Here is a 25,286-nt window from a genome sequence, read left to right as displayed (position 1 = left end):
CGCCCGGCCAGGCCCCTGTCCATTGGCCGACCTATAGCTGGTCACCAAGTAATTCGGATCTTGGCGAGGCCGGGGCGGCTGACCAACGCGCGAGACCGAAGCGCCGTGGTCTTTCCGCGGATCCCTAGCACACGGCACCGACGAATTTGGCAGCGTGGGCGAGGTTATCCACAGTGCGGCTTTCATCCACAGAACGACTGCCGCAGAACAAGTTTCGTCGGTGGTGAGGCCTAAACTGGGTTCATGTTCGACGATCTGGTGGACGCGACGACTGGCACCCGCGGTGCCGGGGCGCTGTCGTCGTGGGCGCGGGTGGAGAACGCGGCCTGCGCTCACCGGGTGGCGACGATGGCCGCCATGCTCGACGAGGCCCATGCCGCCTCCGGGTCCGCCGATCGCGACCAGTGGTGCCTGGACAACCTCGACGCCGTCGCCGCCCACATCGGCGCCGCACAAAACATCACCCCCGGCACCGCCTCCCACCAATTGTTGGTCGCGGTGGCTCTGCACGACCGGTTCCCCCGCGTGGCCGTGGTCTTCGCCGAGGGGTTGATCACGTATGCGTTGGTGAAGACCGTGGTGCACCGCGGCGCTCTGGTCGTCGACCCCGACGCGCTGCGGGCGTTGGACGGCCTGCTGGGCGAGGCGTTCGGGGACTGGGAACCGCGGTCGGTGGACAAGACCGAGAAGGCCATCGACTTCTTCGTCCACCAGGTCGACCCGCAGGCCGTCCGACGGGACGAGACCAAGGCGCGGGGTCGCTCCGTCGACGTCAGGATCGAGGAGGACGGCAGCGGGATGGCCACCATCTTGGCCACCCTGTTCGCCCACGATGCGAAGGCATTCGAGGCCAGGCTGCGAAACTTGGCCAAGACGGTGTGCCCGGCCGATCCCCGGACCGCCGACCAACTCCGCGCCGACGCCATCGGCGCCATCGGGACCGACCGGCTGGCGTGCCTGTGCGGGAACGATGACTGCGCGGCCGCGCAGAACCCGCCCGCCACCGGCGTGGTGGTGTACGTGATCGCCAGTGACGAGACGCTGGCTGAGCCGACAGAGACGTCCGACTCCGAGCCGCCCGCGCCGAGGCCCGAGAGCCCCGCACCGGTGCCCCAGACGCCAGCGGGCGACGACGCTGAAGAGTCAGACGCATCCGACCAGGCTGCCGGCGACGGGTTGGATCCCGCGCCGGAGTCCGCTAAGACCCCGCCGCGACGTGAAACACGTCCAGCCGCGTCTGCTCCCCACGACGAGCGCGCCGCCATCGACGGGGAAGAGCCACCGCTCTTCGACAAGCCCCTTCGCGACCTCACCCTTGCCGAGGCCCTCACCCCGGCGCCCGGATACTTCGCGAAGCTGCGCCCCGGGGCGTTGATGGGCGGCCAGTTCCTCCCCGGTGCGATTGCCTGTCGGGCGACCGTCGGGGCCACCATCACCCGGATCGTGCACCCGGGGCAAGCGCCACCGGAGAACCGGTATCGACCGTCGAAGAAACTGGCTGACTTCGTCCGCTGCCGCGACATGACGTGCCGCTTCCCGGGTTGTCGCGTGCCCGCGACGAATTGCGATGTGGAACATACGATTCCGTGGCCGCACGGACCGACCGCGGCGTCCAACCTCAAATGCGTCTGTCGTCGACACCACCTGCTCAAGACGTTCTGGGGTGGTGAGAATGGTTGGCGCGAACGACAACTCGACGACGGCACCGTCATCTGGACCGCACCCGACGGCCGGGAGTTCGTGACCACGCCGGGCAGCCGACTGCTGTTCCCCGAACTCTCCAGACCCACCGCGACGGTGAGGACTACGGGACGACCCGAGGCACACGCCGCCGGACTGACCATGCCGCGGCGCACGACCACCCGCGCCAGGGATCACGCGGATCGAATACAACGCGAACGCAAGCTCAACGCCGACGTGGGCTTGGAGTTCCCGGAGTGACGAATTCTGCTGCACAGGAGGCGAATTCGTCGACCAGGACGTTGGGTTCGCCAGCGCGACGAGCCAGCGCCACCTCGCCGGGTTCGACCCCCAGCAACGGGACGGTCGTCAGCTCCGGATTCAGGTCGGGGATCCGGCTGTCGGCGGGCACGATGAGCACCGCGCCAGTCTCGACGATGAAGTCGAACATCTCGGCGGCGTCGTCCAGCACCGGGCCGTCGGGGGCGTCCCAACCATCGGGCCGCGGGCCGGTACGCCACCAGCTGTCCCACATGGGGTCGCTCACCCGGGGCATCACCTCGCCCTCGATGTCGGCGAGCTCGACGGCCTCCCGCGCGGCCATTCGGTGCCCACGGGCGACGAGCAGCGCCCGTGGCTCGCGGTACAACGGCGTCACCTCGACGCCGTCGAGGGGGATGGGCAGACGGGTCACCGCGACGTCGACGGTGCGATCCGTCAACGCTGGCTGGGCACCGTTCCACGGCAGATGGCGAACGGTGACGTCGACGTCTGGAAGGCGGCGGCGTAGTTCACGGACCGCCGCACCCACGACCAGATTGGTGGTGTACCCGACGGTGAGTCGGCGCGGAACGGCGGCAGCGCGAGCGTGTGCGGCTGCGCGGACCGCGGCGGCCAGCATCGGCTCGGCATGGGTCAGGAACGCCCGGCCCGCGTCGGTGAGCTGGCTACCCCGCGGGGTGCGCAGCAGAAGCGTTGTGCCGAGCTGCCTTTCGAGTCCCCTGATCTGCCGGCTCAGCGACGGTTGGGTGATGTGCAGTGCGGCCGCGGCGCGACCGAAGTGCCCGTGCTCGGCCACGGCGACGAAGTACCGCACCACGCGAAGCTCGAGGTCGACCGGAGCGGACACGAAAACCAGCCTAGCCCTCATGCCCGTGAGGCATCGGGCGTTGCGACATGGGCGTTGGACGCGCGCGCCCGCGGGCGGCACCGTGGGTGCCATGACCACAGGAGTGCTGCTCACCCCCAATCGTTCCGCCGAACACGTCGTCGCCGACGCCGTCGAGCAGGCGTCGCTGGCCTGGGACACCGGCGTCCGGCACGTCTGGTTGGGGCAGCAACTCGACCTCGACGCGGTGGCCGTCGCCGGGATCATCGGCGCGATGATTCCCGGACTGGCGGTCGGCACGTCGGTGGTGCCCATCAACCCACGGCACCCGCTGATCCTGGCGGCCGCCGCGCAGACCGCGCAGTCGGCCAGCCGCGGGCACTTCAGCCTCGGCGTCGGGTTGGGCGTCGCGATGCTCGAGGAATGGGCGTTCGCGATCCCGACCGACCACGCCGCCGCACGGCTTCGGGAGTACCTGACCGTGCTGCGGGCGGTCCGCGACACCGGCACCGTGGAGTTCCGCGGGCAGCACGTCACCGCCGTCGACCCGCAGGTCATGCCGGTGGCGCTACCGTCGGCCGCGCCGTACCCCGTCTTCGTGGCTGCCATGGGACCGCGGACGTTGCAGGTCACCGGAGAACTCGCCGACGGCACGATGCCGTACGCCGGGCCGCGCACGCTGGAGGAGTTCATCGTGCCGACCATCGGCAAGGCCGCCGCCGACGCCGGCCGGCCGGCGCCCCGGGTGTTCGGTCTGGTCAGCGTGGCGGTCACCCGAGACGTCGAGCAGGCCCGGGCCGAAGCGGCCGAGGCCATGGCCGTGTACGACCAGGTGCCGTCCTACCAACGCGTCAACGCCCGCGAGGGAGTCGACAGCGTCGTCGACCTGGCGCTGATCGGCGACGAGGAGCACGTTGCCCGGGGGCTTGCGCGCTACGTCGAGGCGGGTGCCACCGATCTGCTACTGATGCCCGTGCAAGCCGGGCGCGACCAGCTTCGCCGGGTGTGCGAACTCGCCGCTGGAATACCCGCGCCCGGAGGACACTTGTGACCACCATGACAGATTTCGACAGAGAACGACTCGTCTCGGACACAGCCGCCCTCGACGACTTCAACCGCGGCATCGTCGACGAATTCCGCGCCAACGGCGGCAAGGTGGGCGGCCCGTTCGAGGGTGGCAACCTGTTACTCCTGCACACCACCGGCGCGAAGTCGGGTCAGCCGCGTCTGTCGCCGCTGGCCTACCTGGTGGTCGACGGCAAGATGCTCATCGTCGGTTCGTACGCCGGTGCGCCCAAGCACCCGGCGTGGGTGCACAACCTGCGGGCCAACGAAAAGGCTCGCATCGAGGTGGGCACCGACGCCTACGACGTCGAGGTGCGCGAACTTCCCGACGACGAGCGTGAGGCGACATACCCCGCCATCGTCGAGAAGGCACCCGTCTTCGCGGAGTATCAGGCCAAGACCGAGCGGGCGATACCGCTGTTCGAGTTGATCCGCGCCTGACCGGTTAGTTGCGCCCCGGGCTGCCCGGGTTGCCCTGCGGCGGCGCGTTGTCACCGGGCATCGACTCACCGGTCGGCGGTGACTGCGTCTGTACGGTCGTCGCGGTGGCCGAGTTGCCGCCGCTGACGGTGGCGCTTGGGCCGGTCACGTTGGCTCCGGTCGTCGGCGCGGTGCTGTTCTCGCCGGCTCCTCCGGTCCCGCCCGCACTTCCGGTGGTGGTCGTCGGGGGAGGGGAGATCGGCGTGCTCGGGGCCAGCGAGGGCGGCGAGGTGGTGGCCGGCATGCTGCTGGAGGGCGTGGTCGCCGGAACGCTGGTCTCGTTGGCCTTGTCGTCGCTGCCGCAGCCCGAAAGCAGTGCGAGCGCGACGGAGGCAGATCCCGCGAGCAGGCCGATGCGACTCACGAGTTGAAAGTTGTTCACGCCGGCGGGGTTTCCCCAGGCGCCATGAAAGCGAAACCCCGCGCGGCGCGACGTCACCAATGCGTCAGCGTTCTAGAGCCGTTCGATGATGGTGGCGTTCGCCATGCCGCCGCCCTCGCACATGGTCTGCAAGGCGTACCGTCCACCCCGCTGCTCCAACGCGTTGACCATCGTCGTCATGATGCGGGCACCCGACGCGCCGAGGGGGTGACCGATGGCGATGGCGCCGCCGTTCACGTTGGTCTTGGCCAGGTCGGCACCGGTGTCCTTCGCCCAGGCTTGTGCAGGTTTAGGGGTGCGTAGCAGAATGCAGCCCATGGATGCCGTGATCTACACCAGGGTGTCGTCTGACCAGAACGGCGGGCGTTCGGTCGCCGACCAGGAAAAAGAGTGTCGCGCCGTGTGCGAGCGCAACGGCTGGCCGGTGCGAAAAGTGTTCGTGGACAACGACCGTGGGGCATCCCGGTACTCGGCGAAGGGTCGTCCGGCATGGGAGGCGCTGAAAACGGAGCTGCGGGCCGGTGACGTGTTGGTGTGCTGGGAGGCGTCCCGCACCCAACGCGATCTGGAGGAATACGTACGGCTCCGCAACCTGTGCAGTGCGCTGTCTGTGCCGCTCCACTACTCGGGCAAGCTGCTCGACCTCAACTCAGGTGACGACCGCTTTGTCGGCGGGCTGGACGCGCTGTTGGCGGAACGTGAAGCCGAACTTATCCGCACCCGCGTGCTGAGGGGAAAGCTAAGCGCCGCAACCGACGGCCGACCCTCCGGTAAGCCCGTGTGGGGTTACCGCCGCGCAGACGTAGCGGTGTGGGAGATCGACCCCGTGGAGGGGCCGAAGGTTCGCACCGCCGTGGAGCGGATGCTGGCGGGGGAGTCTCAGCGCAGCGTCCTTTCTTGGCTTAAGAGCATGGAGGGCTATGCGCCACGGGATGGAACTTCACTTCGGCGCGCGCTAAGCAATCCCGCTTTAGCCGGGCTGCGTGTCCACCAGGGCGCGATTGCCGGAAAGGCAGCGTGGGAACCGATCATCACCGAACAACAACACAAAAGGCTGCTAGCTCGCTTGGACAAGCAGGTGAAGCTAACGGGTTGGTCGTCGCCGCCCGGGCCTGAGCCGAAGCACTTACTCAGCGGAATCGCCGTGTGCGGCACGTGTGCGACGAGGCTGCAATGGAAGCGCCGGGAGGGTCGCCCTGATGCGTACCGCTGCCCGCAAGGGCACGTCCAGCGCGCAGCGGGACCGCTCGATGGGCGCGTGGCGCAAGCGATGCGAACCATCCTTAATGCCCTTGCTGGGCCGGTCTCCGCGCTCTATGGGGGAGAGTCGGATGAAGGCGGGGTGCCCGAGATTGATGCTCTGGAAGCGCAATTGGCCGAGTGGGAGGCCGCCGCCATCGCTGGGACCGTGACCCCTGCGGCGTTCTCCCGTATCGAGGCTGGGCTGCGCGCGAGGATCGCTGAACTGGCACCTACACCGAAGGTTGCGGACGAGGCAGAGCTGGGCGCGCTGGCCGCTACGGGGTGGGACTTGTCGTCGACGGGGGATAGGCGGTTGGGGGTGCGCAAGCTCCTGACGGTGACGGTTCACCCGGCCCCGGCTGGTCGTCGCCCCATTGACGAGGACACGGTGATCGTACCGAGTGGCTGGTTGGCTGCCCGGATTGCCACCTAGAGGGCCGCGCACAACGTTGCGGCGTGTCCACTTACAGCAATAACGGTGGCCGGTTAGTGTCTACAGGTAATCGGCATTCATGTGAGTACCTCGCAGCTACCTAACTAGGCCGACAACTTACTGGGGCAACGGAGCGACCGCCCCGACACCGCGCGAAAAAGGTTATTGGTGCAACCGCACCAATTTCGCTGTGTCATAGGAGCTGCTTCAACAATGAACACCGAACTGCTGACAATCGAAGAAGCCGCCGAATTGCTTCGCCTCCCCGTTGCCACGTTGCGGCATTACCGCGCGCAGGGTGAGGGCGGTCCCCGAAGCGCGAAGATTGGCCGCCGCGTGATGTATCGGCGCGCCGACGTGCTGGAATACATCGACGCCGCATTCGCCGCGTAAGCGCGACACGCCGACGTGTCAACAATTGCCATAGCTAACGAGCGTTCAGATACCCCCGGGGGGTACAATGGGCAGAAGCGCAGAGACAACGCGGCTCAACCCCGCGCCGAACGGAAGTCCATCGAAGGCATTCCGGGATACACGATCTCAGCGGCGGGCACGCCCCGCCTGCACGGTCGCCCTCTACCCATCCACAAGCACGAACTGCTAGGCGTGCCCGTGATCCTGGTGGGTGACGGCGAACGATTCCTAGACGAAGTCGTGGCGACGGCATTCCTCGGACCGGCTCCGGCCCCCATCCGTGGCGTTACCGTCTTGCACTTCGACGGCGACCCCTTCAACTGCCGGGTGGACAACCTCCGATGGATGATTGACCCGGAATGGGATGCGCTGCGCACCGAGCATGAAATGCAATTCAACATGCAACCCGCCAATCGCAAGCAACCCAAGCAGCGAGTCGTGTTCTTTCGGTAGGTCCGTATCTGTTCGACAGAGAGGCAACTGAATAAGTGAGCCCCAATTGGGGCAGGGAAAGGCCAACAGATCATGGCAGAGTTCGACAACAAATTCGCCTATCTCAAGGCGCTTCATGGGGCAGGTCTAGACGCATCCGAGTACCGGGTGCTGGTCACCCTCTTGGACTATTCCGATGGGCACGGCCGCAATGCGCACCCGGGCCGCAGCACCCTTGCAACTGACTGCGAGTTGAGCGAAAGCACCATCAAGCGGAGCATCAAGTCATTGCAACGCAAAGGCTTCATCCGCGAGGAATCACGTGGGGGCCGTGGCGGCGAGAATGGCCGCAACCAAGCCTCCTGCTACACGCTGACACTCCCGGCGACCACGGGTCACTCACGACCTGAGGTCACCCATGACCTCGGGTCATATGGCACACGACCACGGGTCACCGGTGACACGGAGGGGGGTCACCCACGACCCCCCGGGGGGGTCACCCGTGACCCAGTATCAGATCAAAGATCAGATCAGAGATCAGAGTGTGATCAGAGCGCACCCGCGCGCACGACGCCCACGGCAGCTGAGGACGCGGGCTACCGATGCAGTGAATGCTTAGAGCAATTCGATGGACATCCTCCCCAGCGGCATCTTGAAACCCACGCACCCGTCTGCGCAACCTGCTGCCCATTCTGAAAGAGACCCGATCATGTCCAAGCGAATCAACAGCACAGGAACCCCGATATACGTGACCAACCGTCACGGTCGGGGGGTCACCATTCACCAGGGTTTTTCGAAGGTGCTGCTTTCGCGCTCCGAGGTCCAAGAGGTGGTATCGGCCCTGGCCGACTATCTGCCCGCCGACGGCGCGCCGCGCACGTGATGAACCCCATTCAGCATTGATGAAACCAACCGCCACACCAAAGGAAAACTGACATGTTCGACACCGAAGACACCACCCCCACAAAGCGCCCGCTCGTCCTGGACCTGCTCGGGGCCGACTTCGAGCACACCGACGACGACACGATCACGGTGACCTTTTTCGATAGTGCAGGCGTTCGCATTGCCTGCCCGATGAATCGGCTTAAGGCGAAGATGTTCGGGTTGAGCCTGGCCGAATACGCCACCCTCTGAAATGCGCCCGATTCACTAATCGCTAGGGGCATGAACGGCCGCAGGCCCGGGGAATGGCCTGCGGACCTCGTTCCTACCCGTGAGACCACCACCAGAAACCCTTAGGGGCAAACATGCAAACCATGCGCATCGAAAGCCCCCACGGGCGCATCGCGGTCACCGAATACCGCAATCTCCCCGAACCCGGCGTCACCATCAGGACCGTCCGGGGCGCGCACACCACCCGCAAGGTTCACCTAACGAGGGACGAAGCGTTCGCCGTGATCGACGCCGTAGCCGACATGCTCGAAACCACCGAAGGACTCGACACGCAATGACCGATACACGTTCCCCAGAATGGGATCGACTGGGCTACTTCGCAGACAACATGCCGAACGATGATGAAATCGAAGAGGCGCGCGAACTCATCGCCAAGGCGCGCGAACTCATGGAAAAGGCCGAGCGCCAGACAGCCGCCGCACGCGCACTCTTCGCGCCGCGCACCACCACCCCGGCGAAGTGGCGTCCACCCATTCAGCGGTACCCGTCGCGCGGGCCATCAGATCGAAAGTAGACAGTCGCACGCGCGCTACCTACTTCCAGTTGTCTTCCCAGTCTTGTGCAACGGCCTTCGCCCCATCTTCGGAGCCTTGATGCTCTATGCGACCGTCCCCCGCATTCTCTATTAGTTCCTCAACTTTGAACCCCGTGCCCGACCCCGAAGGGCGGTAAGCGCTGACACGATAGCTATTCTGCTGTCCGTCTGCGTCCCAGCTCATTCCGTACGGGCCGGTGCCCGCCGTCTCGGTCCACTGCAATTGCGCCATAGTTCATCCCTTCGCCGTGACGAGCTTAGGCGGAGTGTTGCCTCTCGCCGGACGTGCCACGGACGAAGGCAACCTCCGCCCGTGGCACGCGCTGACAGACTTCCCCGTCCGTCAACTACTACTTGCCCTTACGTTTCGCTTGGGCTAAATCGCTCGCAGCGACGCTCTTAGCCGCTTTCGACGATTTGGGATTAGCGAGAATCTTGCTCGCCAGACTTGCATCTTTTTTGCCTGTCGTCATGCTTCCTCCTTCCTTGGGTAGTGACCGCGCACCCACACCTGAGGGCGCATATCGAATGTAAGTGCGAACGCCGACACGACCACTCGGAGACACGCTGCACCCGTCTGAGAAAAGGCAAAGAACATTCCGAACAGCCCTAATCGTCCCTGCACCCGCTGCGGGCAACCTGTCGTCCGGTCGGGCAAGTGCGCTAAGCACCTCGCACAAGCGGACCGACAACGCGGCACCTCCGCACAACGCGGTTACGACCAGAACCACCGCGACACATTCCGCCTACCCGTCCTGCGCCGCGACAACTGGACATGCGCCGTGTGCGGCGGCGAAGCGATAGTGGCTGACCACTACCCGAGAACCCGTCGACAGCTCATAGCCGATGGCGACAACCCCAACGATCCCCGGTTCGGCCGCAGCTTGTGCGTCCCATGTCACAGCAGGCACACCGACTCGACCAGCAGCTTCGGTCGAACAGCAAACTAGACGCGCAACAGCGTCGCATATTCATGCGAAATCAACGCATAAAGCTAAGCCGCCGCACCACCAACGCCTAACTAACCGCCACACCCCTCACTCCTCTGACCTGCACATATGCAATCCGTTTGGGGTGGGGTACATCTCATCACGAACGCGGCGCGCCCTTTGACCAATCTCTCGGCTTAGTGAAGTGCAGACGCGTTTCGCGCAACGGTCCATGGTCGGGTTTTATGCAGTCGGTGCAGGTCATAGTGCATAAAATTAGCTAATCTTAGGAGCATTAAGTGACAAGATACCAGCCGCCCGCTTGCGTGAAGTGCGGTGCGCGCCGTGAGCCTGGCCGTGGCCGACCAACGCGGTTCTGTAGCGAGGGCTGCAAGCGTTCCGTCGAGGCTGAGATGGCGCGACTCAACGCGTTGTTGCGGAAGTTCGAAGAGGGTCGCGCCGTGGACGTGCTCAACGGCATCACGAATGCGAACCGCGTCCAGGCGCTCACGGAGTTGCAGGCCCGTTTCGATCATCTTGCCGGGGTTCCACCTGTCACGCCGGGGACATTGCGCCCGATTCGTTAGCCGGTAGAGGCACGAACAGAGGATACCCGCATGAGTGACACCTGGCGCTACGTTGAGGCTTGCTCATGGGCTTAATAGAACATATCGGCCATTCTCTGATTGAGCACGCGATAGACGAGGCCATTGGCATCGAAAAAATCGAACAGGCCATAGTCAACAGTCCGGCAGTATTGGCGGCGGTTATGGAACGCGCCGCTGAGGCCCGCCAGTTTTGGGTCGACTACTGGGAAGCATTCGATCACCCCTACTCGCGCACTCACACCCTTAGGTCGGGCTACGTCGAGAACCCCGGTGATTACGCGAACAGTATTCGCGTCAAGTTCATGCGCACCCCGGAGGGCGCGCCGATGGCCCGCATAACCGCCCACGACTACAAAGCGCACTGGATTGAGTACGGGTCCGCACACATGCCGGAGTTCGCTTGTCGAGCGGCCACCGTTGCGCACTTCGGTGGCACCGGAAAGTCAATCAGTTCCTAACATTCTTCCCCGGAGTTACCGGGGTGACGGGATCGCTCAACCCGTTGACCTAAGGCCGCACTAAGCCGCCCAATCACCAGCTAGTCCGGTGATTGCCCGCTGAATCCCGCCAATAGTCGACCTCTTAGCGATCCCACGTTTCACCGCTCCACCTAGTGCCGTCTGGCCGCTCCGCAATTGCTGCGGCCCCGCCAGTCCGGCACGACACCAGCCGCACACAATGCCGCCGACCCCTGAGGGGTTTCCCGCTTTGTGTCCCGCATAGGTGAGCTACACCGCTAAGCCCGATCCCGGGCTCAGCGTTCCTATGCAACAGAAAGCAACAACTAAATAAATGAACATTACAGAAGCGCAGATCGCGGCTAAGCGCCGAGAATTGAAGGCTGATCGCGCCGCGCTTACCGCCGAGATCGACGACATGGTCGCGACTAAGAGCTACCACAAGAATGACGCCCTTACCGCCCGGGCTAAGGAACTCGACGCGCTAGATGATGCGCTGGACCTGCAAGAGGCTGGGGCGAAGGCGTTTGCGAATCACCCGCTTAGCGGAATGGGTGCCGCCGACCAGCTTCATGGGGGCGGCACCGTCGTCGACCCGATCAGCGCCAAGTCCGGCCGTTACAGCAACCCCATGGTCATCGAACACAAGGCGCTCGAAACCGTGTTCAACGCGGCCAAGGATCGCCAGACCGCGACCGTCAAGGCGTTCTCCACCGTGTCGGGTCTTCTACCCGCGCAGCTCGACTCCCAGGTGCTCGGCAAGATTCACGAGTCGCGACTCCTGGACCGCCTGCCTACCGAGCTGATCAGCTTGCCGAGCAAGGAAGTGATTGTTCATAGCTCCACTACGGGCGCTCCCGGCCCCGTCGCCGAGGGTGCCCTCAAGCCGGAGGTCGTGCTGAATACGACCAACTTGACGTTGACGGCGGTCAAGCTCGCGGCGCACGTCGGCATCAGCTACGAGACGCTGTCCGACTTCCCGGCATTCTTGGGTTACGCCGAGATTGAGCTGACCCGCCAGTTGCAGGACGTGGAAAACACCGAACTGCTTTCGGGTTCGGGTACCGACAAGCACATGACGGGATTCCTGAACACGTCGGGAATCCTCACCCACGATGCGAGCACCGATACCGGCACGGGTGTGACTGTCATCGATTCGCTCATTAAGGGCATCGCACAGCTGCGCGTCGGCCCTGCACTCGCAGACGCCAACCTGCTTGTGCTGCACCCGAACACGTGGTCCGCCATTCAGCGGCTCAAGGACACCACGGGCCGGTTCCTGTTCATCTCCGCGAACTCGGACCCGTCGAATCAGCAGGCCAATAGCATTCTCGGCGTTCCGGTGCTGACCACCACCAGCATTGCCGCTGGCGCTGGCCTGATGCTCGACACTCAGAAGTTCGGCAACGTGCTGATCCGCGAGGGCATCACCATTCAGACCGGGCAGACCACCGACGACTTCACGCGCAACATTTCGCGGTTCGTCCTCGAAGAGCGTTTGGTCCTGGCCGTGGAGCGGCCCGCTGCTGTCCTGTCGATCACCAACCTGCCGACCGCCTAGTGGACGGGCTTGTGACAGTCCGCGTTGCGGACGGCCTACAGGTGGCTTACGAGGGCGTGGTGTACCGGCCCGGCGAGACCGCCGAGGTTCCTTTGCACGTCGCCACGGTGTGGCAGATCAACGGATGGGTGGTGAGTGATGCAGCTGGCGACGAAGAGGGCAACGGCGACGGTAAGCCCGTCAAGTGATCCCGGCGAGTTCGACATCCTGCTAAGCAACGACGCCCTGGACCGCCACGGCGAGCAGCTTCACCAAAAGGACTGGCGACAACTCCCGCAGTGGGTACCGATCAATGTCAACCACTCCGACAGCGTCACCGACGTCGTCGGGTCCGGGCGGCCGTACTTCGACTCCCAGGGCAACCTCCGGGTCAAAGGGGCGTTCGCCGATACCGACGCCGCGCAGCACGTCCGGGCATTGGTGGCCGGTGGTCATGTCAAGAGCGTGTCAGTGGAGTTCCTGCGGCACCGTGACGGCACCCGGGAGTTGATCGGGGGTGCGTTCGTCAGTCTCCCCGCCAACCCGGCGGCACAGGTGCTCAGCGCGAAGGCGTTCTCTGATGCGGTGCGGCACATCGTGAAGTCGGGCGGTGCTGAGGATGCGTTCCTCCAAGCGATCCATGACGCCAGCGTGCACTTGGGCGCGGGCTGTCTAAGCATGGACGGTGTCGACGGCGCTGCCGACGGTGCGAACAAGGGCCGTGGCGACATCACCGACGATGACGAGGACGGCGACGATTACGACTACGAGGAAAAGGCGGCGCTGGCGCTGCAACTTCGAATGAAGGCAGCGCTTCGGCGCTAAGAACTCGGGCTAGGCGACCGTGGTTTTCACCGAGCAGTGTTACCCACGGTCGCCTAACCCGTTAGGCACGGTCGCCGGGGCTAGATGAAATGGCCTTTCGTGGCCCCGGCCACCGTGCCGCAATGCTTGCGCCCTGCTGCCTCCCGAACCTCCCGAACCCCTCTTGCTGCGGGGTTGCCTCGGGTTGGCGCGGGCGTCACGGCCCGGAGGGCAGGGGTGTTGGTGACTCACACCCCTGCCCCCGGAACCGCTTGCTCCTACTGTGGACCGCCCCGAAGAAGCACTCGCTGGCCCTGACTGATCGCGGTCGCGATACGGGTCAGCTCATCTTCGCTCGATAACTTCCCGGGCCACCGGTCCATCATCTGCCGGACCGCGACTGCCACGTCGGCTACGGGCTGCCCAGCGTATTGCTCGCTCAGCGCGTCCATCTCCGCCTGGTGATCCTCGGCGAACTGCTGCATTGCCGGTTGCAATGCGCGTTGCAGCTCCTCTTCCCAGCCAGGTTTCCATTCAATTTTCACTGTGTACTCCGATCTGGACACATGGCCCATTTCCTAAGAGCACTGCCAGGAATGCGCTACAGTCGGCTACCTAGCGTCCAACTAGATCACCAGCCCTGAGTCATACCGGCCCCCCGGGATGGCCCGGGGCTCGGTGCTCTCTGGGGAGTTTACCGGCCAAAATGACATTGCTGTCATTTGTTAACGGTTTTGTGCGACACGGTTTTGTCGGCGCTCGGCGCTTTTAGACGCGCCTGAACTCGATTAGGTACGGCTGGTCGCCTGCGAGGGTGTCGCCTTCGGGGTCGACCCCTACCGCCGCGTAAGCCGCCTGCGGGCCAACCCCGGGATACCGGGTGACGCCGTCTTCTGTGATCAGTACCCACGCCCACTCGTTCATGGCGCGCGACGCTACCGCCGCCCGGGCCTACGGGGCCAGTAAAGTACGGCTTCACCAGCACCGTAGGCCCAGGAAACCGAATCTATAGGCGCTCGATGATAGTTGCGTTCGCCATGCCGCCGCCCTCGCACATCGTCTGCAACGCATACCGTCCGTCGCGCTGTTCGAGCGCGTTTACCATTGTCGTCATAATGCGGGCACCACTAGCCCCAAGCGGATGGCCGATTGCAATGGCCCCGCCGTTGACGTTGGTCCTCTCCAAACCCTTTGCCGCGCCTTGCGCCCCAAACACATCGTTGGCCCAGGCCAGCACCACGGGTGCGAACGCCTCGTTGACTTCGAACAGGTCGATGTCGGCCATCGTCAAGCCGGCCCGGGCCAGCGCCTTCTCGGTCGCGGGGATCACGCCGGTGAGCATGTACAGCGGATCGGATCCGACCACCGTCGTCGTGTGGATCCGCGCCAGCGGCTCGAGGCCGAGGGCGCGGGCCGCCGCCCCACTGGTGATCATCACCGCAGCGCTGCCGTCGGACAGCGGCGAGGAGTTGCCGGGGGTGATCTCCCAGCGGATCTGCGGGAACCGTTGCGCGTAGGCCTCGTTGAAGAATGCGGGGCGCAACCCGGCCAGGGTCTCGACCGTGGTGTCGGGGCGAATGATCTCGTCGGCGGTCAGGCCGGCGATCGGCGCCAACTCCCGGTCGAACAGGCCGTCCTTGGCGGCGCGGGCGGCCTTCTCGTGACTGCTTGCGGAGAACTCGTCGAGCTCGCTGCGGGAGAATCCCCACTTGGCGGCGATGAGTTCGGCGCTGATGCCCTGGGGCACCAGACCATCCGGATACCGCTGCGCCATCCCGAGGCCGAAGGGATCACTGCCCGGCAGGATCGAGCTGCCCATGACCACGCGCGACATCGACTCCACACCGGCGGCGATCACGACGTCGTAGGACCCGGCGAGCACGCCTTGGGCGGCGAAACTGATTGCCTGCTGGCTACTTCCGCACTGTCGGTCGACGGTCGTGCCGGGCACGCTCTCCGGAAGGCCGGCACCGAGCAGTGCGTTGCGGGCGATGTTCATCGACTGGTCCCCGACCTGGGTGACCGCGCCTGCGATGACGTCGTCGACCTTCGCGGGGTCGACGCCGGTGCGCTCGACGAGCTCGCGCAGGCTGTGGGCGAGGAGGTCGACGGGCAGCACGTCGTGCAGTGCGCCGGTGGCGTTGCCCTTGCCGACGGGGGTGCGGACGGCTCCCACGATGACGGCGTCGCGATCGGAATAGGCGGACATGGTGATCTCCTCGAAGACTCGTCGCTGAGTACTACTATCTATACTTAGATGTAAACACCTCGGTATAGTTCAAACAACCCAGCTAGGGAGTGACGTCGATGACAGTCCTTCAGGGTCGTCTCGCCGACCGCGATTCGTGGTCGCCGGTAGGACGCTGCCCAATCGAGAAGACGATGGGTCTGGTGGGCACCAAGTCGGCGATGCTCGTCATGCGCGAGGCCTTCTACGGCACCACCCGCTTCGACGACTTCGCCCGCCGCGTCGGCATCACCAAGGCCGCCACCTCGGCCAGGCTGTCCGAACTCGTCGACGCCGGACTGCTCGCCAAGCAGCCCTACCAGGAGCCCGGGCAGCGCAGCCGCGACGAGTACGTCCTCACCGAGCAGGGGACCGCGTTGATGCCCGTCGTGTGGGCCATGTTCGAGTGGGGACGAAAGTACTTCGGCGACACGCCGTTACGGCTGTCGCACGCCGAGTGCGGCGCCGAGGCCACGGTGGCGATCCGCTGCGCCGACGGCCACGACGTCGCACCCGACGAGCTGGAGGTCCGAATCTCCCGGCGAGCCGGGCGCTAGACGAGCTGCTCGCGGAACTTCCGCGCCTCGCCCATGAGCTCCGCGACCCGCGACTGGTCGGCGCGATTCTCGAACACCCCGTCCTTCTTGAAGTAGGTGCCCACGATCGCCCCGTCGGCGATCTCGAGTTGGTCGCCCACGTTCTCCGCCCGCACCCCGGTGTTGACGAAGACGGGCACCGCGCCCGCGGCGGACTTGACCACCCGCAGGGCCTCGGCGTCGGTGGGCGCGCCCGCCGTGGCGCCCGAGACGCAGATGGCGTCGGGCAGCGTCGCGAAGACGGTCGTGCGCGTGATGGCGGCCAGGTCGCGGGCCGCGAGGTAGGTCGCCGACTCGGGCACGATGTTGAAGAACAGCCTGACGTCGGCGCCCCCGACGCGGGCGCGGTGCCGCGCCACCTCGCCGACGTTGGTGTCCCACAAGCCGAAGTCGCTGGCGTAGACGCCGGTGAAGATCTCGCGGACGAACTTCGCCCCGGTGGCGACGGCGAGGTCGATCGACGCCCTGCCGTCCCACAGCACGTTCACCCCGTGGGGAACTTCGAAGTGGGGCAACAGTTCTCCGATGATCCTGGCCATCGTGATCGCGGTGATCGGCTCGGTCTTGGTCAGGTACGGCAGGCTGAACTCGTTGGACACCATCACCCCGTCCACCCCACCGCCCTGCAGGGCGTCGAGTTCCTCACGGGCTCGGGCGACGACGGCGGCGATGCCGCCGGAGCTGTCATAGGCGGGATCGCCGGGCAGCGCGGACAGGTGGAGCATGGCGATGACGGGCTTTCTGACGGTGAAGACCTCGTCGAGCCAGGTGGTGGTCACGTGGGTGCCTTTCTCAGTGGTGGCGTGCGGTGGGTAAAGGTGGTCGGCTAGTCCATGTAGGCGCCGCCGTTGACGGCCAGCGCCTCGCCGGTGATGAAGCGGGCGTCCTCGGAGAGCAGGAACGCCACCGAACGGGCCACGTCCTCGGGTCGTTCCAGCCGCTGCAGGGGGGTGTCCCGGATCATCATCGCGCGAATGCCGTCGGGGGTGGAGCCACGCAACTGCGCCTCCCACTCCAATTCCCGTGACTGCATGGGGGTTTCGACGTAGCCGGGACACACGCAGTTGACGGTGATCCCGTGTTCGCCAAGTTCGTAGGCCATGGCCTGGGTGAGCCCGATGACACCGAACTTCGACGCGACGTAGTCGGCCAGGAACGGCACCCGGCCCTGCTTGCCCGCCATCGACGCGGTGTTGACGATCGCGCCCTGCGTGCCGCTGCGCACCATGGCCCGAGCCGCGGCCTGACCGCAGACGAAGACGCCCTTGAGGTTCACGTCCATGGTCTGGTCGTAGCGGGCGATCGGTGCGTCGAGGAAGCCGTGCATGAAGGAGATGCCCGCGTTGCTCACCCAGGCATCCAGGCCGAGGCGATCGGTCACGTCCAAGGCGACCGCCGCCGCGTCCTGCGGCGAGCTGACGTTGAGCACCGCCGACTCGTGTCGGACGCCGGAGTCGGCAGGCAGCGCCGCGGCGACGTCCTTGGCGGCGGCACCGTCGACGTCGGTGACCACGACCTGCCACGAGCGTTCGGCGAGGGTGTTCGCGATGGCCCGTCCGATGCCGCTGCCCGCTCCGGTGATTACGACTGTCTTGGTCATGGGTGGAGTTCGTTCCCCTTCTCGATCTGATCGCCGACGACGCGTCGGCCGGTTTCTGCGTCGAACACGTGGACGGCTCCGGGCCGGGCCGACAGCGAGACCCGGGCGCCTTCGGTGATTCCCGACATCCGGGCGGTCTCGACGACGCACGTCAGCTCGGTACCGCCGACGTCGACGGTGACGATCGCCCGCGGGCCGAGCAGTTCGACGAGCTTCACGGTGGCGCGACCTTCGTCGTCGGCGGTGGGCACCAGGTCGTCGGGCCGCACGCCGAGCGTCACGTGCCCGCGGCTGATCCGTTGCGACAGCGACAGCACGAAACCGTTCGGCAGAGTGAAGTCCTCGCCGGTCAGCTCGCCGTCGACGAGGTTCATCTTCGGGCTGCCGACGAACGAGGCGACGAACGTGTCGACCGGGGCGTCGTACACCTCCAGAGGCGTGCCGACCTGTGCGGCGCGACCGTCGCGCATCACCACCATGCGGTCCGACAGCGTCATCGCCTCCTCCTGGTCGTGCGTGACGTAGAGGCTGGTGATGCCGAGCCGGCGCTGGATCTGAAGCAGTTCAGTGCGGGTCTCGACCCTGAGCTTGGCGTCGAGGTTGCTCAGCGGCTCGTCGAACAGGAACACCTTCGGTTCGCGAATGATGGCCCGGCCGATGGCGACTCGCTGCTGCTGGCCGCCACTGAGATCCTTGGGCTTGCGCCCCGACATCGTCGCGAGGCCGAGTGACTCCGCGACCGCGTCGGCCTTGGCGAGCGCCTCGGCGCGCGGCGTCTTCACCGCCCGCAGCGGGAAGGCGATGTTCTCCCGCACCGTCAGGTGGGGGTAGAGCGCGTAGTTCTGAAACACCATCGCGATGTCGCGGTCGCGCGGTTGCAGATTGGTGACGTCGCGGTCGCCGATCCGGATGGTGCCCGACGTGACCGATTCCAGGCCTGCGAGCATCCGCAGGGACGTCGACTTGCCGCAGCCGGACGGGCCGACCAGAACGGTGAACGACCCGTCGGGTAGTTCGAGGTCGAGGTCGGTGACCACGGGAATCGACCCGTAGGACTTGGTGAGGCGTTCGAAGCGCACGGTTGCCATGAGTACTCAGGAGACCTATCTATTAGAACTTCACCGCGCCACCGCTGATGCCCTGCACCAGCCTGCGCTGGATGAAGAAGCTCGCGATGACGACGGGGACGACGGCGATCAGGATGGCGGCACTCATGGAGCCGATCTGAACGCCACGGAAGGTGTTGAAGCCGGCAATGGCCACCGGCAGGATGGCGGCTTTGCCCGGCGCCAGGATCAGGCCGTAGAACAAGTCGTTCCACGACAGGGTGAAACCGAAGATGGCGGCGGCCCCCATTCCCGGGAACACCTGCGGCAGCACGACCAACCGGAAGGCCGCGAAGCGGGTGAAGCCGTCGACCTGCGCCTGCTCCTCCAGCGACCGTGGAACCGCCTCGAAGAATCCGATGAGGAACCACGTCACCACGGGCAGCACGAAACTCAGGTGCGCGAAGATGACCGGCACCAGGGTGTCGTTGAGCCGCAAGGCATACGCCATGGTGAGGAACGGAAACACCAACACCGCCGGGGGGAGTACCTGCGCGGCCAGCATGCCGAATCGGGTGGCCGTGCCACCGGCCCGGAAGCGGGCGATGGCGTAGGCGCCCATGCTGCCCACCACGATGCTGATGCCGACGGTGGTCAGCGCCACGATCGCGCTGCGCCCGGCGGCCTCCAGGATCCCGGAGTCGAGCACGTTGCGCCACGCGTCCAGGGTTGGCGAAAAGGTCAGCAGGAACGGGTCGTTGAGCTGCTCGGGATTCTTGAAGCTGGCCAGGGCGATCCAGGCCACCGGGAACAACACGCAGATGCCCGCGGCCCACAGCAGGGCCACCCGGCAGACGGTGAGGACGGGCGAGTTCTTCACGATCGCTTGGCCCTCTCCATGCGGCGGAATGCGATGACGATGACGGTCAGCACGACCACCAGCACGACGAACGCCATCGACGACGCCGATCCGAGGCGGAAGAACTGAATTCCGGTCTGGTACACGAAGTACTGCAGCGTCTGGGTCTCGGTGCCCGGGCCGCCGCGGGTGGTCGCGAAGACGTATTCGAACACCTTCATGGCGTCGAGGCAGCGAAGCAGGATTGCCACGACCAGCACCGGGGCGAGCAAGGGCAACGTCACCCGGCGTAGCACGTAGAAGCCGCTGGCGCCGTCGACCCTGGCCGCCTCCAGCGGTTGCTTGGGAATGGACTCCAGACCGGCCAGCAGCAGCAGCACCATGAACGGCGTCCACTGCCAGACGTCGATGAAGGCCAGTGTGAAGATCGCCTTGCCCGGCCCGAAGAAGTCGTAGTCCACGCCGACGGTCTGCAACAACCGGGGGATGGCGCCAATCTGGTCGTTGAGCAGGAACCGGAAGATCAACCCGACCGCGATCGGGGTGATGAACATCGGCGCCAACAGCATCGAGCGGGTGAGATCGCTTGCCCAGCGCTGCTTTTGCAGTGCCAGTGCGATGGCCAACCCGATGACCAGTTCCAGGCCGACGGCGACCGTGACGAACAGCGCGGTGGTGCCGAAGGACTGCCAGAAGGCGCCGTCGCCGAAGGTCGCCACGTAGTTGTCCGCGCCGACTATCCGCGGCGCCCCTCGGCTGGTCAGCTTGTAGTCGGTGACGCTGAGATAGAACGCGTAACCCAGAGGGAAGCCGACCACCCCGATGAAGAGCGCGACGAGGGGCGCGACCATGCCGTGCTTGAACGTCATGACTCGCGTCGCTCCCTTCTCGGGGTGGTCGGTTCCATGTGGGGTTAGCCCTGAATCTTCTCGGCGGCGGCCTGGGCGGCGGCCAAGGCGTCCTCGACGCTCTTGGTGCCCGCGACGGCCTCGTTGAGTTCGGTGCCGACGGCCTGGATCATCTCCTCGCCGCTCGGTCCCTGGCTCAGGGGTGCGGCGTTGCCCAGCATCTTCTCGACGGTTTGGTAGTACTCCGCGCCCAGCGGCCCGTTGAGGACGGCCGGATCCTGGAGCGTGCTCTGGCGGATCGCGGCACCGCCCTTCTCGGTGCGCTCGACGTCGTGTGCCTTGGAGGTCAGCCACGACGCGAATGCCCATGCGGCGTCCGATGATCCGGAGTTGGCGGGGATGGACCAGCTCCACGAGCCGAGGACCTGCTTGCCGCCGGGGATCTCCGCGAGCTTGTACTTGCCTGCCGACGGGCCCGATCCCGGGGCGTTGAGCGCGGGCAGGTTCCAGTTGTAGCTGATCATGGAGGCGGCCTGATCACTGGACACCGAGCGGAACGCCTCGTCGAAGGCCCAGTTGAGACTGTTGGCCGGGGCGGCGGTCTTGTAGGTGTCGATGTAGGCGTCGAGGGCCGCCTTGGCCTGCGGGGTGTTCAACGTCGGCTTGCCGTCCGGCCCGTAGATCGAACCGCCCGCGGCGAAGAGCCAGTTGCCCCACTCCTCGAAGATCTTGTAACCCCGCTGCGGCTGCATCGCGATACCGGCGCGGTCCCCCACCTTGAGCGCCTTGGACGTGCTGACCAGCTGGTCGAGCGTGGTCGGCACGGGCAGCTTGGCCGTGGCCAAGTCGTCGGTGTCGTACAGGTAGCCCAGTGCGTAGTTGTAGAACGGCACGCCGTACTTCTTGCCGTCGACGGTGGCGATGTCGGTCAGTGGCTTGAAGAAGTCCGCGTCGTCGTAGCCGGGCGTGCTGTCGATGCGAGAGTCCAACGGCTGCAGGAAGTTCGCCTTGGCGAAGTCAACCATCCACGGGTTGTCCACGATGATCAAGTCGTAGGTGGGCGACGACGACTGGAACGACGACACGAGCTTGTCGCGCATCTGGTCGTAGGTCAGGGTCTCGATGTCGACCTTGACGTTCGGATAGTCCTTGTTGAACTCGGGAACCATCGACTTGACCACGTCGGTGTCCGGAACGTTCTCCATCAGGATTCGCACGGTGCCGGAGACGTCCTTGGCCACCTCCCCGGTACCGGTCGCCTGGGTCTGTTCGGGTCCCCCGCTGCCCGCACAGGCACTGAGAACCAGTGTGAGCGCGGCACACATCGCCACCATCGGCGGCGCGAACCGCCGCCGCCTGGTCTTCTTCGCAATCGTCGTCATGTACCGCACGTTCCCTTCATTTGTCGGACTCCTGTCGAACGCGTCGTGCCATCTGGTGGGAGATCGGGGTCACTGCGGCGCCGAGGTCCCGCCAGGTCTGATATGCGTCGTCGTACACCGCGCGCCGCGTCGGGTCCGGCTCGATCGGCGGATCGAGGGTGACGAAGCGCGCGGCGTCCGACCAGTCGTCGAGTGCGCCGACACCGATCGCGGCGATCACCGCGGCACCGAGAGATGCGCCGGGATGTCCTCGTACGGGTCGCATCTCGAGACCGAGGACGTCGGCGTGGATCTGCTTCCACAGGGTGGACTTGGATCCGCCGTTGGTGATCATCACCCGGCGTGGCGGGATTCCGATGTCGGTGAACACGTCCACGTGATGGCGGAAGCCGAACGCGATGGCCTCCAGCACCGAGCGGTACAGATCGGCTCGAGTGTGTCCGAGGTGCATGCCGGCGAAGACGCCGCGCAACTCGGGGTCGTGAAGCGGGCTCTTCTCGCCGAGGAAGTACGGCAGGCACAGCACCTCTGCGGGCGCGGTGCCGGTGGCCTCCTCGTCGAGGGTGGTCAGTGCGACGGCGTCGGCGCCACCGATCAACGCCTGAAACCAGCGAATCAGGCTGCCGCTGGTGGCCATGCATCCATTGGGCAACCAGTGTCCGGGCACGGGATGGGCGTCGAGGTAGAGCCGTTCGTCGACCACACGGGTGTCGCTGGCGACCAGGATGTCGCCGGCGCCGCCCAGCTTGACCAGTGCGTCGCCGGGGCCGTTCACGCCCGCCGCGAACGCCGACAACACGTGGTCGGCGCCACCGACGACCAACGCGGTTCCGGCCGCCAGACCTGTTGAATCCGCTGCGGCTGAACTCAACTCGCCGACCACCGCGCCAGGGGAGTGAACCGGGGGCAGCACGGTGCGATCCAGCTGCGCCGCGCGCAGCACGGGGTCGGCGACGTCGCCGTCGATGGTGGAGAGCCCCGATTCCAGCGCCCAGTTGCGTTCGACGTGGACGTCGGCCCCGAGGGCGGTGAGCACCCAGTCGTAGGAGCCGACGTAGTGCGCGGTGCGGGAGTAGACCTCTGGTTCGTGGGTGCGCAGCCACGCCACGGTGGGGGCCACGGACTGCTGGGTAAGGGCGGAGCCGGTCATGCGAACCAGGTCGACGTCGGCCAGGGCCCGTGCGAGCTCGGCGACTTCGCGGGTCGCCCTGGCGTCGTTCTGCAGTATCGCGCGGCGCAGGGGGCGGCGGTGGTCGTCCAGCGCCACGACGGCGGGAACCATGCCGGATACCGCGACCGCCACCACCGACTCGCGGCGAATGTCGCCCGACTGCAGCACTTCCCGGATGGACTCGACGACGTTGGCGTGCCACTGGTCGGTGTCGGCTTCGGCGAAGCCGGGACCGGGGGAGTGGAGCGTGGTCTCGCGCACGGCCTGGGCGACGATGCCGCGCTCGGTGTCGAACAGCACGGTCTTGGTGCCCGTGGTGCCGACGTCGACCCCAATGGTGTAGGTGCTCACTGGTTTTCGGCCCGACCCGTCTCGGCGTCGACGCCGGCCACGCAGATCACGTCGACGCCAGCCGCCCGCGCGGCGACCAGCGCGGGATGCTGCGGGTCGCCGTCGGTGATGAGGACGTCGATCTCGGACAGCGCGGCGATGCTGGTGAAGGTGACCCTGCCGAGCTTGCTGCGGTCGGCGGCGACGATGACGCGGTCGGCCCGACTGCTTGCCGCACGCTTCACCCTGCTGTCGGCCTGGTGGTAGTCCGAGATGCCTCGAAGTCCGTCGATGCCGGCCACGCCCATCACGAACGTGTCGCAGTTGTAGTTGGACAGGGTGTCCTCGGCCGCCGGACCGATGAGGCTGAGTTCACCGGGGCGCAGTTCGCCGCCGGTCAACACGACGGTGGTGTTCTCCTCGTCGACCAGTTCCAGCGCGGCCAGCACGCTGGGTGTCAGCACCGTCAACTCGAGCTGTCGTCCTCGCAGCGACTGCGCAACGGCTAGGGCGGTGCTTCCCGAGTCCAGGATCAGGGTCTCCCCACGACTGACGAGATCGGCTACCGCATCGGCGATGTGGCGTTTCTCCTCCGCGGCGTCGGCGACCCGGGTCTCGAAGGCGGGTTCGGTGTCCTTGCCCTTCAAGGCGATGGCGCCGCCGACGACGCGGCGGACCACCCCCAGGGTCTCCAGTGCCTCCACGTCGCGTCGGATCGTCATCTCGGAGACGTCGAAGTCGACGGCGAGGTCGGCGTAACCGACTTCGCCGTCGGCGCGGACACGCTCCTCGATGCGGCTCCGGCGCGTCTTCGCATCCATGATCACGCAACGGCCGTGTGTGGAAAATTCACAGCTCTGATCTCCGAATTCAAGGTGAGGCGGGTGCCGTGCCGGCAGGTGGTGTGAATTTACAACACAAACGTGTGGAGTGCCCACATTTCGCGACAGTCGGGTCGGAAAGCGTGGGCGCGAGCTACCGTGCGCTCGTGCTGCACTTGCGCGTCATCGCACCCGAGGACCTACGCGGCGACGTGATCGACATTCTCCGGGGCGAGGTCGGCGTGGCCAATCTGCTGCTGCACCCCGGGGCCGCGCTGGACCCCGTCGGCGACGAGATCACCGCCGACGTCGCGCGGGAATGCGCCAACGGCCTGATCCGCCAACTCAAGGCGCTCGACGTCCAGCATCGCGGCGCGATCACCCTGGAAGTGCTCGACACGGTGCTGTCCACCCGCGCGCACCGGGCCGAGGACGAAGCGGTCGGAGATGCGGCCGACGCCCTGGTGTGGGACGAGCTGATCGGACGCACTCGAGAGGAATCCTCCCTGTCGGTAACCTTCGTGCTGTTCTTGACCCTGGCCTGTCTGCTCACTGCCGTCGGCGTGGTGACCGACTCCACGGTGACGGTCGTCGGAGCGATGGTGCTCGGACCCGAGTTCGGGCCGCTGGCAGCGCTTTCCGTGGCGCTGGTGCAACGCCGGGGAAACCTGGCAAGGCGTGCCGCGACCGCCCTCGTCGTGGGGTTCCCCATCGCCATGGGCGTCACCGCCCTGGCCACCATGGCCGCCGAGGCGTTCGGTTGGTTGACCCTGGACAGCGTGCAGCACGTCAGCGAGGTCGACTTCATCTTCGAGGTCGGGCCCATCTCCTTCGTGGTGGCGCTGCTGGCCGGCGCGGCAGGCATGCTGTCGCTGGTCTGGGCCAAGGCGACCGGACTCGTCGGCGTGTTCATCTCCGTCTACACCGTGACCGCAGCCGGATTCGCAGTCGTCGCCGCCACGGTCGGCGCATGGGACGTCGCCGCGAAGTCGGCTCTGCAGCTCGTGGTGAACCTCGTCGGCATCGTCGTCGCCGGAGTCCTCGTTCTCGTCGTGCGGCCCAAGGGCACCTCGATGTCGCGCGTCGCCCGCGCGTGAGCTGACCCCTTCGGCGATGCACCCCC

31 protein-coding genes and 1 pseudogene are annotated in these 25,286 nt (G+C 66.0%); 19 read left to right on the top strand and 13 right to left on the bottom strand.

Features of this window, described 5'->3' with window-relative positions; genetic code table 11:
• Positions 1-243: 243 nt before the first annotated feature.
• Positions 244-1,941, top strand: coding sequence for an HNH endonuclease signature motif containing protein (locus H7K45_RS20985; protein ID WP_263997895.1), 1,698 nt, complete (start codon positions 244-246; stop codon positions 1,939-1,941).
• Here H7K45_RS20985 and H7K45_RS20980 read toward each other — a convergent pair.
• On the bottom strand, positions 1,907-2,809 hold the full coding sequence (locus H7K45_RS20980) for a LysR family transcriptional regulator (RefSeq protein WP_263997894.1): 903 nt from the start codon (positions 2,807-2,809) through the stop codon (positions 1,907-1,909). The two genes, H7K45_RS20985 and H7K45_RS20980, sit on opposite strands and share 35 nt — an antisense overlap.
• Positions 2,810-2,900: 91 nt before the next feature.
• On the opposite strand from H7K45_RS20980, the gene H7K45_RS20975 reads away from it, so the two are divergent.
• From H7K45_RS20975 to H7K45_RS20965, 3 genes are all read left to right on the top strand, one after another.
• Entirely contained in the window at positions 2,901-3,839 is a 939-nt protein-coding gene (locus H7K45_RS20975; RefSeq protein WP_263997893.1) for a TIGR03564 family F420-dependent LLM class oxidoreductase, read from the top strand.
• Positions 3,840-3,844: 5 nt separating this feature from the next.
• Entirely contained in the window at positions 3,845-4,294 is a 450-nt protein-coding gene (locus H7K45_RS20970) for a nitroreductase family deazaflavin-dependent oxidoreductase (protein ID WP_263997892.1), read from the top strand.
• 104 nt (positions 4,295-4,398) lie between these two features.
• Positions 4,399-4,704, top strand: coding sequence for a hypothetical protein (locus H7K45_RS20965; RefSeq protein WP_263997891.1), 306 nt, complete (start codon positions 4,399-4,401; stop codon positions 4,702-4,704).
• 83 nt (positions 4,705-4,787) lie between these two features.
• On the opposite strand, the pseudogene H7K45_RS20960 reads toward H7K45_RS20965, so the two are convergent.
• Positions 4,788-4,994: pseudogene (locus tag H7K45_RS20960) on the bottom strand (steroid 3-ketoacyl-CoA thiolase); the annotation flags it as partial.
• A 37-nt stretch (positions 4,995-5,031) separates the two neighbouring features.
• On the opposite strand from H7K45_RS20960, the gene H7K45_RS20955 reads away from it, so the two are divergent.
• The 8 genes from H7K45_RS20955 to H7K45_RS20925 all read left to right on the top strand — a co-directional run bounded on the left by H7K45_RS20955 (position 5,032) and on the right by H7K45_RS20925 (position 8,923).
• A complete protein-coding gene (locus tag H7K45_RS20955) occupies positions 5,032-6,390 on the top strand; it encodes a recombinase family protein (protein ID WP_263997890.1) in 1,359 nt (452 codons plus the stop codon).
• A gap of 213 nt (positions 6,391-6,603) precedes the next feature.
• Complete coding sequence (locus H7K45_RS20950; protein ID WP_263997889.1) at positions 6,604-6,783, top strand: helix-turn-helix domain-containing protein; 180 nt, start codon at positions 6,604-6,606, stop codon at positions 6,781-6,783.
• Between the two features lie 213 nt (positions 6,784-6,996).
• Positions 6,997-7,257, top strand: a complete 261-nt coding sequence (locus H7K45_RS20945; protein ID WP_263997888.1) for an HNH endonuclease — start codon at positions 6,997-6,999, stop codon at positions 7,255-7,257.
• A gap of 72 nt (positions 7,258-7,329) precedes the next feature.
• Positions 7,330-7,932, top strand: a complete 603-nt coding sequence (locus tag H7K45_RS31705; RefSeq protein WP_372512602.1) for a helix-turn-helix domain-containing protein — start codon at positions 7,330-7,332, stop codon at positions 7,930-7,932.
• 13 nt (positions 7,933-7,945) lie between these two features.
• On the top strand, positions 7,946-8,119 hold the full coding sequence (locus tag H7K45_RS20940) for a hypothetical protein (RefSeq protein WP_263997887.1): 174 nt from the start codon (positions 7,946-7,948) through the stop codon (positions 8,117-8,119).
• A gap of 53 nt (positions 8,120-8,172) precedes the next feature.
• Entirely contained in the window at positions 8,173-8,370 is a 198-nt protein-coding gene (locus tag H7K45_RS20935; RefSeq protein WP_263997886.1) for a hypothetical protein, read from the top strand.
• 122 nt (positions 8,371-8,492) lie between these two features.
• Positions 8,493-8,687 (top strand): hypothetical protein, encoded by a 195-nt coding sequence (locus H7K45_RS20930; RefSeq protein ID WP_263997885.1) that lies wholly within the window; start codon positions 8,493-8,495, stop codon positions 8,685-8,687.
• Complete coding sequence (locus tag H7K45_RS20925; RefSeq protein ID WP_263997884.1) at positions 8,684-8,923, top strand: hypothetical protein; 240 nt, start codon at positions 8,684-8,686, stop codon at positions 8,921-8,923. Before H7K45_RS20930 ends, H7K45_RS20925 begins: the two co-directional genes overlap by 4 nt.
• Positions 8,924-9,294: 371 nt before the next feature.
• On the opposite strand, the gene H7K45_RS20920 is transcribed toward H7K45_RS20925, so the two are convergent.
• On the bottom strand, positions 9,295-9,417 hold the full coding sequence (locus H7K45_RS20920) for a hypothetical protein (protein WP_263997883.1): 123 nt from the start codon (positions 9,415-9,417) through the stop codon (positions 9,295-9,297).
• An 869-nt stretch (positions 9,418-10,286) separates the two neighbouring features.
• On the opposite strand from H7K45_RS20920, the gene H7K45_RS20915 reads away from it, so the two are divergent.
• From H7K45_RS20915 to H7K45_RS20895, 5 genes are all read left to right on the top strand, one after another.
• Entirely contained in the window at positions 10,287-10,460 is a 174-nt protein-coding gene (locus H7K45_RS20915; protein ID WP_263997882.1) for a hypothetical protein, read from the top strand.
• Between the two features lie 65 nt (positions 10,461-10,525).
• Entirely contained in the window at positions 10,526-10,939 is a 414-nt protein-coding gene (locus H7K45_RS20910) for a hypothetical protein (RefSeq protein WP_263997881.1), read from the top strand.
• A gap of 334 nt (positions 10,940-11,273) precedes the next feature.
• Positions 11,274-12,500 carry a phage major capsid protein gene (locus H7K45_RS20905; RefSeq protein ID WP_263997880.1) on the top strand — a complete coding sequence of 409 codons (1,227 nt, stop codon included), beginning with the start codon at positions 11,274-11,276 and terminating at the stop codon, positions 12,498-12,500.
• A gap of 11 nt (positions 12,501-12,511) precedes the next feature.
• Positions 12,512-12,688 (top strand): hypothetical protein, encoded by a 177-nt coding sequence (locus H7K45_RS20900; RefSeq protein WP_263997879.1) that lies wholly within the window; start codon positions 12,512-12,514, stop codon positions 12,686-12,688.
• On the top strand, positions 12,636-13,304 hold the full coding sequence (locus H7K45_RS20895; RefSeq protein WP_263997878.1) for a hypothetical protein: 669 nt from the start codon (positions 12,636-12,638) through the stop codon (positions 13,302-13,304). The genes H7K45_RS20900 and H7K45_RS20895 overlap by 53 nt, the downstream gene beginning before the upstream one ends.
• 257 nt (positions 13,305-13,561) lie before the next feature.
• Here H7K45_RS20895 and H7K45_RS20890 read toward each other — a convergent pair whose 3' ends face one another.
• Together H7K45_RS20890 and H7K45_RS20885 are read right to left on the bottom strand one after the other, a co-directional pair.
• A complete protein-coding gene (locus H7K45_RS20890; protein ID WP_263997877.1) occupies positions 13,562-13,828 on the bottom strand; it encodes a hypothetical protein in 267 nt (88 codons plus the stop codon).
• A 461-nt stretch (positions 13,829-14,289) separates the two neighbouring features.
• Positions 14,290-15,492 (bottom strand): thiolase family protein, encoded by a 1,203-nt coding sequence (locus H7K45_RS20885; RefSeq protein ID WP_263997876.1) that lies wholly within the window; start codon positions 15,490-15,492, stop codon positions 14,290-14,292.
• Positions 15,493-15,590: 98 nt separating this feature from the next.
• On the opposite strand from H7K45_RS20885, the gene H7K45_RS20880 reads away from it, so the two are divergent.
• Positions 15,591-16,067: a winged helix-turn-helix transcriptional regulator gene (locus H7K45_RS20880; RefSeq protein WP_263997875.1), complete on the top strand. Its 477-nt coding sequence runs from the start codon at positions 15,591-15,593 to the stop codon at positions 16,065-16,067.
• Here H7K45_RS20880 and H7K45_RS20875 read toward each other — a convergent pair.
• From H7K45_RS20875 to H7K45_RS20840, 8 genes are all read right to left on the bottom strand, one after another.
• Complete coding sequence (locus tag H7K45_RS20875) at positions 16,064-16,885, bottom strand: BtpA/SgcQ family protein (protein WP_263997874.1); 822 nt, start codon at positions 16,883-16,885, stop codon at positions 16,064-16,066. The two genes, H7K45_RS20880 and H7K45_RS20875, sit on opposite strands and share 4 nt — an antisense overlap.
• A gap of 47 nt (positions 16,886-16,932) precedes the next feature.
• Positions 16,933-17,706, bottom strand: a complete 774-nt coding sequence (locus H7K45_RS20870) for an SDR family NAD(P)-dependent oxidoreductase (protein ID WP_263997873.1) — start codon at positions 17,704-17,706, stop codon at positions 16,933-16,935.
• Entirely contained in the window at positions 17,703-18,794 is a 1,092-nt protein-coding gene (locus H7K45_RS20865) for an ABC transporter ATP-binding protein (RefSeq protein ID WP_263997872.1), read from the bottom strand. Before H7K45_RS20865 ends, H7K45_RS20870 begins: the two co-directional genes overlap by 4 nt.
• A 22-nt stretch (positions 18,795-18,816) precedes the next feature.
• Positions 18,817-19,632, bottom strand: coding sequence for a carbohydrate ABC transporter permease (locus tag H7K45_RS20860; RefSeq protein WP_372512601.1), 816 nt, complete (start codon positions 19,630-19,632; stop codon positions 18,817-18,819).
• Positions 19,629-20,480, bottom strand: coding sequence for a carbohydrate ABC transporter permease (locus H7K45_RS20855; protein ID WP_263997871.1), 852 nt, complete (start codon positions 20,478-20,480; stop codon positions 19,629-19,631). Before H7K45_RS20855 ends, H7K45_RS20860 begins: the two co-directional genes overlap by 4 nt.
• 44 nt (positions 20,481-20,524) lie before the next feature.
• The gene (locus tag H7K45_RS20850; protein WP_263998383.1) at positions 20,525-21,784 is read right to left on the bottom strand and encodes an ABC transporter substrate-binding protein; all 1,260 of its coding nucleotides are present in this window, start codon (positions 21,782-21,784) and stop codon (positions 20,525-20,527) included.
• Positions 21,785-21,857: 73 nt separating this feature from the next.
• Positions 21,858-23,363 (bottom strand): FGGY-family carbohydrate kinase, encoded by a 1,506-nt coding sequence (locus tag H7K45_RS20845; RefSeq protein ID WP_263997870.1) that lies wholly within the window; start codon positions 23,361-23,363, stop codon positions 21,858-21,860.
• Entirely contained in the window at positions 23,360-24,163 is an 804-nt protein-coding gene (locus H7K45_RS20840) for a DeoR/GlpR family DNA-binding transcription regulator (protein ID WP_263997869.1), read from the bottom strand. The genes H7K45_RS20845 and H7K45_RS20840 overlap by 4 nt, the downstream gene beginning before the upstream one ends.
• 212 nt (positions 24,164-24,375) lie before the next feature.
• Between H7K45_RS20840 and H7K45_RS20835 the strand changes: the two genes are divergently transcribed.
• Positions 24,376-25,260 carry a DUF389 domain-containing protein gene (locus tag H7K45_RS20835; protein WP_372512620.1) on the top strand — a complete coding sequence of 295 codons (885 nt, stop codon included), beginning with the start codon at positions 24,376-24,378 and terminating at the stop codon, positions 25,258-25,260.
• Positions 25,261-25,286: the final 26 nt, after the last annotated feature.

Origin of the sequence: Mycobacterium yunnanensis (assembly GCF_025823185.1) — a bacterium.
Classification (GTDB): Bacteria; Actinomycetota; Actinomycetes; order Mycobacteriales; family Mycobacteriaceae; genus Mycobacterium; species Mycobacterium yunnanensis.
This window is presented reverse-complemented; position numbering and strand designations above follow the sequence as displayed.